13 protein-coding genes are annotated in these 13,650 nt (G+C 55.5%); 10 read left to right on the plus strand and 3 right to left on the minus strand.

Translation table 11 applies throughout. The features are described 5' to 3' along the window. On the plus strand, positions 1–537 hold a 537-nt coding region (locus AABZ39_16735; GenBank protein ID MEK6796426.1), incomplete at its 5' end, for a DUF1731 domain-containing protein. A 335-nt stretch (positions 538–872) separates the two neighbouring features. Here AABZ39_16735 and AABZ39_16740 read toward each other — a convergent pair. Beyond that, entirely contained in the window at positions 873–1,406 is a 534-nt protein-coding gene (locus AABZ39_16740; GenBank protein MEK6796427.1) for a hypothetical protein, read from the minus strand. A 141-nt stretch (positions 1,407–1,547) separates the two neighbouring features. Between AABZ39_16740 and gcvT the strand changes: the two genes are divergently transcribed. From gcvT to AABZ39_16765, 5 genes are all read left to right on the plus strand, one after another. Then, the gene (gene gcvT, locus AABZ39_16745; protein MEK6796428.1) at positions 1,548–2,663 is read left to right on the plus strand and encodes a glycine cleavage system aminomethyltransferase GcvT; all 1,116 of its coding nucleotides are present in this window, start codon (positions 1,548–1,550) and stop codon (positions 2,661–2,663) included. Positions 2,664–2,680: 17 nt separating this feature from the next. Then, a complete protein-coding gene (gene gcvH, locus AABZ39_16750; protein MEK6796429.1) occupies positions 2,681–3,055 on the plus strand; it encodes a glycine cleavage system protein GcvH in 375 nt (124 codons plus the stop codon). 1 nt (position 3,056) lies between these two features. After that, on the plus strand, positions 3,057–4,385 hold the full coding sequence (gene gcvPA / locus AABZ39_16755) for an aminomethyl-transferring glycine dehydrogenase subunit GcvPA (protein MEK6796430.1): 1,329 nt from the start codon (positions 3,057–3,059) through the stop codon (positions 4,383–4,385). Further along, positions 4,382–5,827 (plus strand): aminomethyl-transferring glycine dehydrogenase subunit GcvPB, encoded by a 1,446-nt coding sequence (gene gcvPB, locus AABZ39_16760; GenBank protein MEK6796431.1) that lies wholly within the window; start codon positions 4,382–4,384, stop codon positions 5,825–5,827. Before gcvPA ends, gcvPB begins: the two co-directional genes overlap by 4 nt. A gap of 316 nt (positions 5,828–6,143) precedes the next feature. Next, a complete protein-coding gene (locus AABZ39_16765) occupies positions 6,144–7,460 on the plus strand; it encodes an FAD-dependent oxidoreductase (protein ID MEK6796432.1) in 1,317 nt (438 codons plus the stop codon). Positions 7,461–7,468: 8 nt separating this feature from the next. Here the strand turns inward: AABZ39_16765 and AABZ39_16770 are convergent, their stop codons facing one another. Then, on the minus strand, positions 7,469–8,263 hold the full coding sequence (locus AABZ39_16770; protein ID MEK6796433.1) for an AraC family transcriptional regulator: 795 nt from the start codon (positions 8,261–8,263) through the stop codon (positions 7,469–7,471). Positions 8,264–8,395: 132 nt separating this feature from the next. Between AABZ39_16770 and AABZ39_16775 the strand changes: the two genes are divergently transcribed. The 4 genes from AABZ39_16775 to AABZ39_16790 all read left to right on the plus strand — a co-directional run bounded on the left by AABZ39_16775 (position 8,396) and on the right by AABZ39_16790 (position 12,648). Further along, complete coding sequence (locus AABZ39_16775; protein MEK6796434.1) at positions 8,396–11,452, plus strand: hypothetical protein; 3,057 nt, start codon at positions 8,396–8,398, stop codon at positions 11,450–11,452. Between the two features lie 185 nt (positions 11,453–11,637). Further along, positions 11,638–11,964 (plus strand): PadR family transcriptional regulator, encoded by a 327-nt coding sequence (locus AABZ39_16780; protein ID MEK6796435.1) that lies wholly within the window; start codon positions 11,638–11,640, stop codon positions 11,962–11,964. Further along, positions 11,961–12,317: a DUF1048 domain-containing protein gene (locus tag AABZ39_16785; GenBank protein MEK6796436.1), complete on the plus strand. Its 357-nt coding sequence runs from the start codon at positions 11,961–11,963 to the stop codon at positions 12,315–12,317. The genes AABZ39_16780 and AABZ39_16785 overlap by 4 nt, the downstream gene beginning before the upstream one ends. Before the next feature lies 1 nt (position 12,318). Continuing rightward, a complete protein-coding gene (locus AABZ39_16790; GenBank protein ID MEK6796437.1) occupies positions 12,319–12,648 on the plus strand; it encodes a DUF1048 domain-containing protein in 330 nt (109 codons plus the stop codon). Between the two features lie 107 nt (positions 12,649–12,755). Here AABZ39_16790 and AABZ39_16795 read toward each other — a convergent pair. Further along, on the minus strand, positions 12,756–13,650 hold an 895-nt coding region (locus tag AABZ39_16795), incomplete at its 5' end, for a glycosyl hydrolase family 18 protein (GenBank protein ID MEK6796438.1).

Consider the following 13,650-nt stretch of genomic DNA (forward strand, 5'->3'; position numbering starts at 1 on the left):
AGTGAACGTACATCTCCCGGCGGCGATTTTCTCGCATCGGTGTGCACGGCATGGGAATCATCGACGGATGCGCTCGAAACATTGGGCGTACGCCGTGCGGTCATACGCATCGGGGTCGTGCTTCATGCGAATGGCGGGGCGCTACCGCGCATGATGCTCCCGTTCAGGTTCTTCCTTGGAGGACGCCTCGGGGGCGGCGAACAGGGCCTTTCATGGGTGCATATCGAAGATGTCGTAAGAGCGATACGATACCTGATGGATACATCGAGCGCAAAGGGCGTTTTCAATCTGTGCGCGCCCGGGTCGGTGAGCAATGCCCGCTTTGCCGGCGTGCTTGGCACGGTCATGCGTCGTCCGTCATGGCTGCCGGTGCCGAGCTTCGCACTGCGTTTTCTCTTTGGAGAGATGTCTTCCGTGCTGCTTACCGGGCAATTCATCATCCCCGAACGGCTGCTTGCGCTTGGATTTTCATTCCAATTCCCCGGCATTCCCGAGGCATTGAAGGATATGATACAACGATCACACGCGGCTGACTGATATACTGAATATGACCGATGCTTTACGTACCGAATGTTCGACGGCATCTGTCACGTTTTTTCACACGGTACGCATTGTCGTTCTGTGCGAATCTGTTGCCATATCCCTCGGAAGAGGAGCCTTTGTTATGTTGGAGTTGTACAATGCAATGCAAAAAACTTGAGAAATGCCCGTTCTTCAATGACAAAATGGCGAATATGCCGTCGATATCCGCGATGCTGAAAAAAATCATTGCGAAGCGGACAAGGATGCATGCGCCCGGCATCAGGTATCCAAGGCCGGCAAGGATGTCCCGAGCGACCTCTTTCCGCAGCAAAGCGAGCGTGTGCCGGGGCTTATCGGCGCGTAGACGATCGCCGTTTTTTCTCCGTTGAACGCAGAGGCATCATCGCGCGATTGACCGATGCGGCCAGGTCCTGGAAATGATCGCCCTTGCGGAGCTGTATCTGCCTGAACGGTGTTCCCGACGAGTGCGCATCGAGCGCTTCCATGATACGGTGAATGGGGCCGGCTATGGCATGGGAATACATTATCGAAAAGATGAGCACCAGCACCGCGAGTATGGCAAGCGCTGCCGCCACCGGTTTCCAGAGGAGCGAGAAGAACGTATAGAGCTCGGCCTCTTCGATGAAGCGCTGCCAGTACGCGGCAGATGCGGGCGTGATATGATGCTCCGCCGCCCATGCCTGCACCGTCTCATTTGACGGAAGACGTGTGAGAAAACCCTGTTTGAACTGCACAGAATTCCAGATGATGATGACCGCGATGACAAGCACGCCGGCGGCACATATGAAGATGAGATTGCGCATGATGAAGGAGTACTGGAAGCTTTTATTGATGATGAATCGCCTGCGCTGTTCATTCCGCATACTACGCTCCGTTTTTCACTTGCGCCGATTATACGATACGTCGAGCACAATGGCAAGACAAGTACGGTGATGTCGCAATAGGGTACTCCGAAGTCCCGATCGTATATTGCGAATGGCGCCGTTCGATGGTACAGTATCATCATGGAACATTCATCGGGACCGCTCAGCCACACGCCGCTTCACAGCGAACATATCGCCCTCGGCGCAAAGATGGCGCCGTTCGGCGGCTGGGACATGCCCATACAGTACGACGGCATTCTCGCCGAGCATACGCAGTGCCGCAGCGCAGTGAGCGTATTCGACATCTGCCACATGGGCGAATACTATTTCAAAGGCGATGCGGCGGCATCCGATCTCGAATATGCGTTCACGATATCCATCGGCCGCATCGCGATCGGTAAATGCAAATACTGTTTCATACTGCACGATAATGGCGGCATCATCGATGACTGCATCGTCTACCGGCTTTCGGACGACGAATGGATGATCGTCGTCAATGCGGCGAACATCGAAAAAGATTTTAAAGCGATACAGAGCGTACTCAAGGGCGGGCTTTTCGAGGATCGCTCGGCGGTGACCGGCAAGCTGGATATCCAGGGGCCATTGTCGTGCGATGTGCTTTCATCGCTCATCTCTCCTGAAGTGAAGAAACTTTCCTATTTCGGTTTTGCATCGATGGATGTGCTCGGCGAAAAATCCATCGTAAGCCGAAGCGGCTACACGGGCGAGCTCGGCTATGAAATATATGCAACGCCTGAAACAACGAAGAAGCTCTGGAAAGCCGTGCTTGCCGACGCGCGCGTAAAGCCCGCCGGTCTCGGCGCCCGCGACGTGCTCCGGCTCGAGATGGGATACAGCCTCTACGGTTCTGACATCAACGACGCGACGACGCCGTTGGAGGCGGGACTCATGTTTGCCGTCGATATGACGAAAGAATTTCGCGGCAAAGCGGCACTCGCTGCAATGCAGAAGAAAAACCTTGCCCGTGTGAAGATAGGTTTTCTCTCCGCGTCGAGGAGAAGCCCGCGCGCTCATTTCGAGATACGATCGCCTGCGGGTGAGAAGATCGGCGAGGTGACGAGCGGGTCGTTCTCGCCGATAATGAACGCCGGTATCGGCATGGGATATGTCACCCCCGAACATTCGAAGATCGGAGATCCTATCGTCATCACGGATGGCGTTACGATAATAGATGCGCATGTGCACGGGCTTCCGTTCCATACGAACGGTACGGCCCGCGCGGCCGCGCACGCATAGCAGCAACGGAGGATCGCATGACCTATTACACGAAAGACCACGAATGGATACGCGTCGAAGGCACGAATGGTGTCGTCGGCATATCAGAGCATGCCGCGTGCGAGCTCGGCGATATAACCTTCATCGAACTCCCGAAGGTCGGCAAACAGATAGCAAAGGGCGCGGTGCTTGCATCGGTGGAATCGGTGAAGGCCGCGAGCGAAGTGTTCGCGCCGGTAACGCTTTCGGTGACGAAAGTGAACGATGCGCTTGCTTCCGCACCGGAGACGGTGAACAAAAGCGCCGAGGGCGATGGCTGGTTCGTCGAGGTGATGATCGGCAATGTGGCCGAGCTTTCATCGCTCATGGATAAAGCGAAGTATGATGAGTATGTAAAGGGGCTTAAGCACTGATATGACCTATACACCGCACACGGACGCTGATATAGCCGCCATGCTCGACGCCATCGGCATCCCCGATATCGAGTCGCTTTTCAAGGATATCCCGAAGGCATTGCGCGCACAGTCATTCGATCTCCCCGCAGGCGTATCGGAACATACGGTGCGGTCGGAATTCAAGCGCATCGCTTCCATGAACGGCGCTCCGCTTGTGACATTCACCGGCGGCGGCGTGTATGATCATTTCGTCCCCGCTGTCGTCGATGCGATAGCATCGCGTTCGGAATTCTATACGCCGTATACGCCGTATCAGCCGGAGGCATCGCAGGGCACGCTTACCGCCTTGTTCGAATATCAGACGTCGATAAGCCGATTGTACGGCATGGATGCTGCGAATGCGTCGCTCTATGACGGCGGTACCGCGCTCGCGGAAGGGGCGCTCATGGCGCTTCGCATAACCGGAGACAGGAAGACCATCATCATCGATGGCTCTGTCAATCCGTTCCATCGTCAGATAGTAGCGACGACGCTCGCTTCGCTCGCGGTGAACATTGTCGTACTGCCGCCGTCACAATACGGCCTCGATCGCGAGGCGCTTCGGAACGCCATGAACGCCGATACCGCCGCGGTGATACTGCAGAACCCGAATTTCTTCGGCACCGTCGATGACTATACCGATATCGGGAATATCGTGCACGAGAGGGGCGCGCTCCTTGTACTTTCCGCATCGCCCATCGCGCTCGGCATGGTGAAGACACCGGGCGAGATGGACACCGACATCGCTGTCGGCGAGGGACAATCGCTCGGCAATCATCTCTCATTCGGCGGGCCGTATCTCGGTATATTCACCTGTAAGAAAACGCATATCCGTAATATGCCCGGACGCGTTGCCGGCGAAACGACGGATCGCGCGGGCAGGCGCGGTTTCGTGCTCACACTGCAGGCGCGCGAGCAGCATATCAAGCGGCACCGGGCAACATCGAATATCTGCAGCAATCAGAACCTCGTCGCATTGCGCGCGCTCCTCTATATGACCGTCATGGGCAAAGAGGGCATGGCCGAAGCGGCAAAGCTCAATCACGATAAAGCGGAGTATGCGAAAGCGTCGCTCAGAAAAAGCGGCTTCGGCTCACCGGAGAAACCGACGTTCAATGAATTCGTCGTGCATCTGAAAAAGGATGCGAGCGCTCTCGTTGGCGCGCTCATGAAGAAAGGGATCGCCGCCGGCATTCCGCTCGGCATGTTCTATCCGGACATGAAGAACGACGTTCTTGTCGCGGTCACGGAAAAGCGGAGTAAAGAAGAGATCGATGACTTCGTGTCCGCCGTACGGGGCGCAGTATGAACGAGCTCATATTCGAATTGTCCGTGCCGGGCCGGAAGGGATATTCGCTTCCCGAGCGTGATGTCCCTGAGATGCCGCTTAACGGGAAATTTCTCCGGAAGGAAAAGGCCGCGCTCCCCGAACTTTCCGAACTCGATATCGTCCGCCATTTCACCGTGCTCTCGCGGAAGAATTTCTGCGTCGATACGAATTTCTATCCCCTGGGCTCCTGTACGATGAAATATAATTCCAAGGCCGTCGAGGCGATAGCCGGGAACGAAGCGTTCCTTGCCGCGCATCCCGTCACGGCATTCCTCCCCGGCGGTGAAGAACACGTACAGGGCATGCTTTCGATAGTACACGGTCTTGAACACGCGCTTTCCGAGATAACCGGCATGGACGCGTTCTGTACGCACCCATTGGCGGGCGCCCACGGCGAATACGCAGGGCTTTCGCTCATCGCGGCATATCATCGCGCGAAGGGCAATAAGAAAAAACATGTGATAGTCCCCGATTCATCGCACGGGACGAACCCCGCAAGCGCCGCGTTCATCGGCTATGATGTCATCACGATACCCACGCGCGAGAACGGCGACATGGACTTCGAGAAGTTCTCAGCCGCGCTCACCGATGAAGTGGCGGCTGTCATGCTCACCTGCCCGGACACGCTCGGCATCTTCAACCCGCACATCAGGGAAATATGCGATCGTGCGCACACCGTCGATGCGCTCGTCTATTACGACGGTGCCAATCTCAATGCCATCATGGGCAAGCTCCGCCCCGGCGATGTGGGCTTCGATGTGGTGCATGTCAATGTGCATAAGACGTTCGGTACACCGCACGGCGGCGGCGGCCCCGGCGCGGGCCCGGTGGGCGTGAAGAAGCATCTCATACCGTTCCTGCCCACGCCGCGTATCGTGAAAAAGAAGGATACGTTCTCGCTCATCCTCGATGAGCCGAAGAGCATCGGCAAGGTCACATCGTATTTCGGCAATTTCGGCATCCTTATCCGCGCCTATGCGTACATTCTGCTTCTCGGCAAAGAAGGCCTCATCGATGCGAGCGAGAAGGCGGTGCTCAATGCGAACTATGTACGCGCACTTCTCCGCGATACGTATCACGAGCCCTATGCCCGCGCCTGTTTCCACGAATGCGTATTTTCGGCGGCAGAACAGATGAAGCACGATATCCATGCGATAGACATAGCGAAATTCCTCATCGATAAAGGCATTCATCCGCCGACGGTATATTTCCCCATCACCGTGCCCGAATCGATAATGATAGAGCCCACGGAGACGGAAAGCAAAGAGACGCTTGATGTCTTCATTGCCGCGATGAAAGAGGCTGCCGCATTTGCAGTGAGCGATCCCGATGCACTTCATCGTGCGCCGGTGACAACGCCCGTCGACAGGCTTGATGAGACCTCGGCAGCGCGCACGATGCGCGTTACCTGTATCGGGTAAGCCGATCTTATCAACACGCACCCCGCCCCGGGCATTCCCCCCTCTCACGGATCGGCGCAAATCGGCATCCTGCCTCGCGCCAACTGCAACATCCATGTTGCACGAATATGAGAAGGGGAGGGAATAAGTTTCATCCCCAAGTAAAATGCTGCGTACGTTTTCTGTGTGTATGCCGCCGTTATCAGTTATACAATTATTGCGGCGGGGGATGGGTGAGTGTCACTCGAATACCAATTCCCGTCAATCCGTTCCAAGACTTTTTACCCCGTTCGTTGTATATTGTTCCCGGTTCGCATCGATTCGTCCGGAGGACCCTATGCCCGTCAATTATCCGCCACGTTCGTTACCCGTACTGCACGAAGCCGATGTCGTCGTCTGCGGCGGCGGGCCGGCAGGGCTTGGTGCCGCTGTCTTTGCCGCACGTGCGGGAAAGCGCGTGGTCCTCGTCGAACAGGCGGGCTGCCTCGGCGGCATGGGAACGGCAGGGCTTGTGCCGGCAATAATTTCCATGACCGACGGTGAGAACATACTTGCCGCGGGCGTGTGCAGGGAAGCGGTCGATGACGTATCGCACCGCATGAACGTGAAGCCCAATTACGGCTGGTTCGATGTGCAGCCGGAGCTCTTAAAACGCGTGTACGACGATATCGCGGCGGCAGCAAAGATAAAGGTCTATCTCGGCATGAGCATTGTCGATGTCGTGGTGAACGGCGGCGGCATGGAAGCGATCGTCGTTTCCACGAAGAACGGCCTCAAAGCGGTGAAGGGGATATCGTTCGTCGATGCGACCGGCGACGGGAACATCTGTGCCTGGGCGGGTGCGCCATTCGAGGTCGGCGACGAGAAGGGGCGCACGATGAGCCCGTCGCTCTGCGTGCAGTATGCCGGTGTGGACTGGGAAGCGTTCAAGGCAAAGCACGACAGTTCGTGGTCGGTCGGCGGCATCTGGAAAAAACTTGTTGACGAAGGCAAAGCCCCGATGCAGGAATATCACTTCGTCGGCTTTTTCAGGAACGGAGGATCGATAGTCAGCGGAAATCTCGGACATATCTACGGCATTAATTGCCTCAATGAGGACGATATCACGAAAGGATACATTGACGGACGTATCATCGCTGAAAAGATACACGGCTTCTACAAGGAATACATCCCGGGATTCGAAAAAAGCGAGATAGTCAATACCGCATCCGTGCTCTCCGTGCGCGAGACGCGCCGCATCACGGGCGAATACACGCTCTGCTACGACGACTATCAGAAGCGCGCATCGTTTGCGGATGAAGTGGGACGATTCGCGTACCCGGTCGATATACACTCATCATCGACCGACCCTGCCGAGCAGAAGCGAGTGGAGGAGCGGCTGCACTCGTCGAAATACGGCAAGGGCGAAAGCTACGGCATACCGTACCGCGCGCTCATACCGAAGAACGTAAAAAACATCCTCGTCGCCGGGCGATGCATTTCGGCCGATCGCGAGATGCAGTCTTCGATACGCGTCATGCCGGGGTGTTTCGTCACCGGACAGGCGGCGGGGACGGCGGCTGCCCTCGCATGCGGTAAGAGCGGCGATGTGCGTGCTGTGGGGATCGGAGAACTGACAGGCACATTGAAAAAACTCGGCGCATACCTGCGATAGGGCTATCATCAGGCGCGGTGTACGCTGTTCTTCCGCCGATACGCGAGCGGCGTCGTTCCTGTCAGGCGTTTGAACACCTTGAAGAAATAATCGGGATCGATAAATCCAGAGGCACGTGCGATGTCGCGAAGATCCGTTTCCGTCGAAATGAGCATGCGGCATGCGTGACGGATCCGCTGTTCGGCGAGGACGCGGGTGAACGGTTTTCGATACCACACCTGCATGAGCTGGCGCAGACGCGGCATGGAAACACCGGCGGTATCCGCCAGGTCCGATGCTCCTATATCCCCGGCGAACCGCTGCGAGAAAAAACGCTCCACCGCCCGGCGGCGGTCACCATCGCCATCCGGCACCGATGTGCGAAGCGAATGGACGACATCACGCGCGATAAGCGAGGCGAGTGAGGCGATGGTACGCGCGTCGCGAAGAACGGGCAATGTCCGCACAACCTTCGGGCGTCCGCGGGCGTCATCGAGGACAAAGGGGACACGCACCGCAGAACGGAACGGGCCGAAGAACATCACCCCCTGGCCCCCAAGCGGGTGTACGTATTCGACGACACCGGCGTGGCATCGCTTCCAGAAACCGTCCGGATATCGCGTAAGCAGCTTTCGTATACGGTCGCTGTCCGTGTACACGCAGCGCCCTTCATCAACGGCCTTGACGGCAGTGCAGAACGGATGCGTGTGGAAGCGCAGCGGTCGTCCGAGCACCGGTATTATCGCGCCGGTATGGTCGTGATAGGTTATCGATGCACCGGTCAATTCCCGGAACATGCGTATCGATTCGATGACGGTCGACATACGGGAAGTATATCCTGCGTTATCGATTTTTCCAGTACTTCTATCGATTCGACGGTTGCATGAAAACCGCTTCCTGCGTACACTGAAGTATACGCGGCACAGGCGATGCAGTTCCGCGGCAAGGAGTACGGTATGCGCATACGGACTATCGCATTCATCATCATGTTCGCGGTATTCGGCATAACCGCATACTCGATCGCCATTACCGACACCCCGCGTGATGCGGTCGTTGCCGATGCGGAAGGCGCTTTTCGTATCGCCGGAATGAATTACCGCATTTCGTTACCCGCCATGCTGAAAGGCGGGAAATGCATATCCGTGGTGCGCGGGGTCTGGAACAAACCGGCGGAGGGATATTCCTTTACGATAGACGCCCCCGCGACGGTATATCTCCTCGTACAGGAACGCGGGACGATAACCACGCTCAACGGCTGGGAGAAGACGTCCATGAAAAGCGTTTCCGCCGACGGAAATATCAGAATGACCGATATCATTTACAAAAAAGATGTTCCCGCGGGAATCGTATCGATACCCGGCCATGACGGGAGTGATGGAAATAAATACGGGATGCCCCATACGGGTGTAGTCATCGGGCAGGCGCAGAGCACCCCGTCCGATGCCGTGCAATTCGGCCGTTTCATGATAGGCAATAACGGATTCGCTTCGATGAAACATCCGTCAGGCGACGAGGAATTCTCCGCGCCGGCAAGTACATTCGTCTATATCGTCAATGCGGCAGGCGACACGATACTGCCGGAACGTTCATCGCGTACCGCGAACGGCCGACGGTATACAACGAAGGACGGATACATCGACTGCATCATCGATGTTCGTTCGCCCGATCGCATATCGCTCTTGCTTTCGGCGACAGGCAGCGCCATTCGCGCTGTCGGGTTCGCCGTCGGTGTCCCCGAAAGCGCCTCGGTACTGGTGCCCGGCGGGCGAAACGGCATCTCCTACCGCGAATACGATTTTCCGGGACCGCGCCGCTTCAACTGGCCGCGACGATGGGAAGCGCCCGTCGTCGTGTTCGAGGGCACTACAGGCAGTGCCGCAGTATGGGCCGAGGATGCATCCAATCGCTATAAGACTTGCGTTCTCTACAACGAAGGAAAGGTCAAATGCGTCGGTTTTGAGACGGAGAATTTCGCCCCCTTTACTGACAAGAGAACGATAGTAACGCCGATGTGGCATGTCGGCGTTTTCAATGGCGGGTACAAGTCAGCGCTTGCTCCCTTCCGAAAGTGGATGATCGATACCTATAGGCCCGAACGTTTCTACAAGGAGGGAGACCGCTATGCGAACATACGATCGCTCATACGCGTACCGAGCCTCCTCGATAGCGGCGGTCAATATCTGCAGAACATCACGATAGCGAAGGAGATCGCATCCCGCATCGATCCGTCAAAAACACTTTTCTGGACGGTGTCCTGGTATCGTCTGGATGAGGGCATGCAGAAACGCCCCGATCCGCCGCCCGCGCAGAACGGCTATGCGGAACAGAACGCCGGCACACGTGCATTGGGCTACATCAATTTCTCCTATATCGCGAGCTATTCGCTCATCGCCGAGAAGTCGAAGATATTCGACGAAGCGAGACCGTATTTCTTTATTAATGAGAAGACGGGAAACCCGGAGGGCTGGTTCTCGGACGGTGTACCGTCGTATTATGCAAGCGGACTCTGCCCCGCGCTCAAAAGATCCCATTCCGAGAACATGCGGCAGCTCATCGGACCGCTCGGTGTCGATGTCATATCCTTCGAACAGACATCGGCGACGTGGAATTCCGACGGGGCGTTCATCGGCGGGAAGTCGGGCATAGACGGCATCATCGATATCCATGAGACCGTGCTCGCTGACAATCCGAAGGCGGTGCTCGCTGCTGAGGGTATGGCAGATATACTCACGCCGTACGACAGATTCCATCAGACGCATCCATGGGAAGGCGTATACAATTTCAATGATCTTCGACCGGGTCCGCTCCTCGCTCATGCGCATCCAATCTCGAGCTATATCTTCGAACCGTTCTCAAGAAAGATACCGTTCCTCGATGTGCCGCTCCCGTTCGGTTCGTTCTATTGGCAGCATATGAAACCGGCGTACATCACCTGGGGAACGCTCCCGGGACTCCTTATCACAAGCACGAACCTCATTTCGCGGTACGGATATGCGGTCACGCTCGATGAAATGCGCGTATGGCAGGATGTCGGCGGGAAGGCGGCGTACTGCGAGCGCCTCACCGATACGAAACGCCTCACGCTTTCCGGTGCTCGCGGAAAGGCGTACTTCTCGGTCTCCGATACGGGATATGATTTCGTCGTCGAGAACACATCGGGCGGCAAAACACCGGTGTACTCGGTCATATCGAATACTGCGGAACGGGCCCTCCCGGGCATGGGCATACCGAATTGGCCTGCCTGGCGCGGCACGACGGCACTGGGACTTGACAGCGCACGATACTATCTCGCATCGCGTTTGGCAAAACAGCCGTCATTGCGGGCATATATCAGCGGCATGCCGGGAAGGAATATTGCGCGATATTATACGAGCGGGAAGGACGCCATCGCCGTTCTTTCAGGACAGACGAAAGAAGTGACGCTGTCGATAAAAGAACCGGGCGTATTCATCCATGACGGTACAGTACGAGAGATACGCGCCGGGGAAGAGCATATCCGTGTCGCGCGATGGTGCGCCTTCCGCGCAGGGGACGATGCCGCCGTGCTGAAAGACAGCCTCTCCCTCCCCGACTGTCTCTTTTCCATGCACGCCGTCGAGGGGAATTCCGGCTTCATACAATCACCAACAAGCGCGGTGGAAAAACCGGAATATTCGGGAAATCCCCCCATTGATTTCGCGGGAAAGAAAGCCGACGGCATATGGCTTGTGCCGCTTCATTTCGGCGCCGCGGTGTCATCGTTCCTTTTCAAGACGGGGCGTGATGGGCGGCTCGACCTGTCGCTTGAACTATGCCTCGCGCGTGAGAAGGGCATATCCGGCATCACATACGAGGTTTTCGTTGACGGTGAACGGACGGCGAACGGCGCGAAAAGATCATCGGGATGGGAGCGCCTTACGATATCGCAAACCGCAGTGAAGGCGGGATATCATCTTGTGGAGATCATTGTCGATGCCGACGGTCCGTGGAACGCTGATATCGCTTTCGTATCGGGGCAGCTTTCGCTGCGATAATGCAAAGAAAAAAAGCATCAGCGCAAGTCAAAAATCGTGAATAAATAATATTATCTCCTCACTTTCAGGATAATTTTTTCATTTAAACCTATTGACTTTTACGCTAATATGTATTACTATATACTAGTAATAAGTTATACTACATACAAGATATGCGGTAAATCATAAATTAAGGAGCGATCACCCTGAAAAATATTACAGAAATGCTCAAAGGCGTACTGGAGGGTTGTGTGCTCGAGATCATCAGCCACGAGGAAATCTACGGCTATGAGATCACTCGTCGGCTGAAAGCCCTTGGATTTTCGGACGTTGTGGAGGGAACAGTCTATACCATCCTGGTACGTCTTGAGAAAAACGAACTTGTGAACATAGAAAAAAAGCCGTCCGATGCGGGCCCACCACGCAAATGTTATACGCTCAACGCTGCGGGTCGGGAGGAACTGCGACGCTTCTGGGAGAAATGGGAGTTCGTATCATCAAAAATGAATGCGCTGAAGGAGAAGACAAAATGAATTTTTGGGAAAAGATCACCGGCAGCGACATGAGAAAAGAGTTGAAAACTTTTGACTCGCGAGTCAAAAAGCTGCCGGCTGCCTATCAAGCAGCATGGGAAAACATTATTGCCAATCTTTGGCCGCATGCAGATTTCACTGGTCGCAACCTGATACCAATTCTTGACGGTGTACTTGGTTTGCTTGAAGAATCAGCTTCGGACGGTCAGCGTGTCCAAGAGGTTTTAAATGATGATATCAAAGGCTTCTGTTCAGCGCTGGCCGGCGAGGAAGGGGCAAAATCGTTTCGTGACAAATGGCGCGAGCAACTCAACAATAATATCTCAAAAATATTAGGTAAAGCAGGAAAATAAAATGAGCATACAAGACATCATTGAAGGTAAAAGAAAGTGGCGAGCACATGTAGCACGCGTCAAAGCGCTCCCTCATGAGTATCAGATTGTTTATAAAGAGATTCAAAAATATCTCTTTAAGGTCGGGCCTGTTGCGTTAACTGACGGGACGGGATTGCTCTCGGGGATTATCGATCTTTTTGATGAGGGCGCGGCCTTGGGGAAAGACGTGCTCGAAGTGACGGGCAGTGACGTAGCAGCTTTCTGCGATGATCTGATTAAAGGTTCAAAAACTTACGCCGACATCTATCAAGAATCCATTGGCCAAGATGTTCGCAAGGCCATGAAATAGGTTACGGGTAATCGAAGTGAACGGGGATGTCGGGATGGAAAAAGGAATTGAAGTCAAGGCTGCGAAAGTCTTTCTGCGACATCCATGACTTTGCACTCGTGGTTATCTCATTCAGGAAGCAAAGGCCAAATGGCAGGGTCGGCGCCGCCGGTCTTCGTCACCGCCCATATGCCGATGGAGCGTATGCCATTGCTCCGCGCGAAAGCGGTCTTCGCTGCATACGCTGACACATCCTCGCGCCAGACGATATGCGCCTGTTTCTTATCATCGATGTACTTCACCCAGGTCGAGGCATAGTCAGCGTCCCATCCGCTTTCCACAGCACGCCCCGCGATAGCACGTTCTATCTGATCGTGATACAGAAGCGCCGCCTGTTTCATCGATCCGTCATCATTGAGCGTAAAATCGATGCCGTAGAAGGCGATGCCGAAAATGATCTTCTTTGCGTCAACGCCGGATGCAAGTATCGACGTGAGGTCACGCTCGATATCATTGGGGTTTTCCTTCCAGCGCATCGGTGCTGTCGGGGCGATGACCTTTTTCCATGGGCCGGCATAATCGTAGAACATGCAGAAGAGATGATCGCTCGCCGCGGCAAGCCGCGTATAATCCCATTCGCCCCGGGAGCGGGTGTTCACCGCTATCGCAAAAGTGCGCTTCTCGGAACGCATCCGTGCGCCGAGCGCTTCCGCAAATTCGACATGCGAGGCCGTATCGGCTTTCGTTATCTCTTCGATGTCTAGGAGAATACCGTCGAAGCGATACGATGACACCGCGTTCATGACGGCATCGACCGCTGCGGTCCGCGCTGACATATCGGCGAGGAATTTCGCCGGCTTGAAATTGCGCATGATGGGCATGAGAAGCACATTGTTCGATGTACACAGCGCCCGATAACCGTCATACGGCGGGGCACAGCCTTCGCGCGGACGCACATCGCCCGTGTCCGTAATATCGAACCACATGGGCATGAGCATGTCGATGCGGCTGATATTCAACACG

The sequence above is a fragment of the Spirochaetota bacterium genome (genome assembly GCA_038043445.1).
Lineage (GTDB): Bacteria > Spirochaetota > Brachyspiria > Brachyspirales > JACRPF01 > JBBTBY01.

Bases quoted from the DNA above. Each gene is read 5' to 3' on its own strand.
- AABZ39_16740 (MEK6796427.1), bottom strand. From the start codon at position 1,406: ATGCGGAATGAACAGCGCAGGCGATTCATCATCAATAAAAGCTTCCAG.
- gcvT (MEK6796428.1), top strand. From the start codon at position 1,548: ATGGAACATTCATCGGGACCGCTCAGCCACACGCCGCTTCACAGCGAA.
- gcvH (MEK6796429.1), top strand. From the start codon at position 2,681: ATGACCTATTACACGAAAGACCACGAATGGATACGCGTCGAAGGCACG.
- gcvPA (MEK6796430.1), top strand. From the start codon at position 3,057: ATGACCTATACACCGCACACGGACGCTGATATAGCCGCCATGCTCGAC.
- gcvPB (MEK6796431.1), top strand. From the start codon at position 4,382: ATGAACGAGCTCATATTCGAATTGTCCGTGCCGGGCCGGAAGGGATAT.
- AABZ39_16765 (MEK6796432.1), top strand. From the start codon at position 6,144: ATGCCCGTCAATTATCCGCCACGTTCGTTACCCGTACTGCACGAAGCC.
- AABZ39_16770 (MEK6796433.1), bottom strand. From the start codon at position 8,263: ATGTCGACCGTCATCGAATCGATACGCATGTTCCGGGAATTGACCGGT.
- AABZ39_16775 (MEK6796434.1), top strand. From the start codon at position 8,396: ATGCGCATACGGACTATCGCATTCATCATCATGTTCGCGGTATTCGGC.
- AABZ39_16785 (MEK6796436.1), top strand. From the start codon at position 11,961: ATGAATTTTTGGGAAAAGATCACCGGCAGCGACATGAGAAAAGAGTTG.
- AABZ39_16790 (MEK6796437.1), top strand. From the start codon at position 12,319: ATGAGCATACAAGACATCATTGAAGGTAAAAGAAAGTGGCGAGCACAT.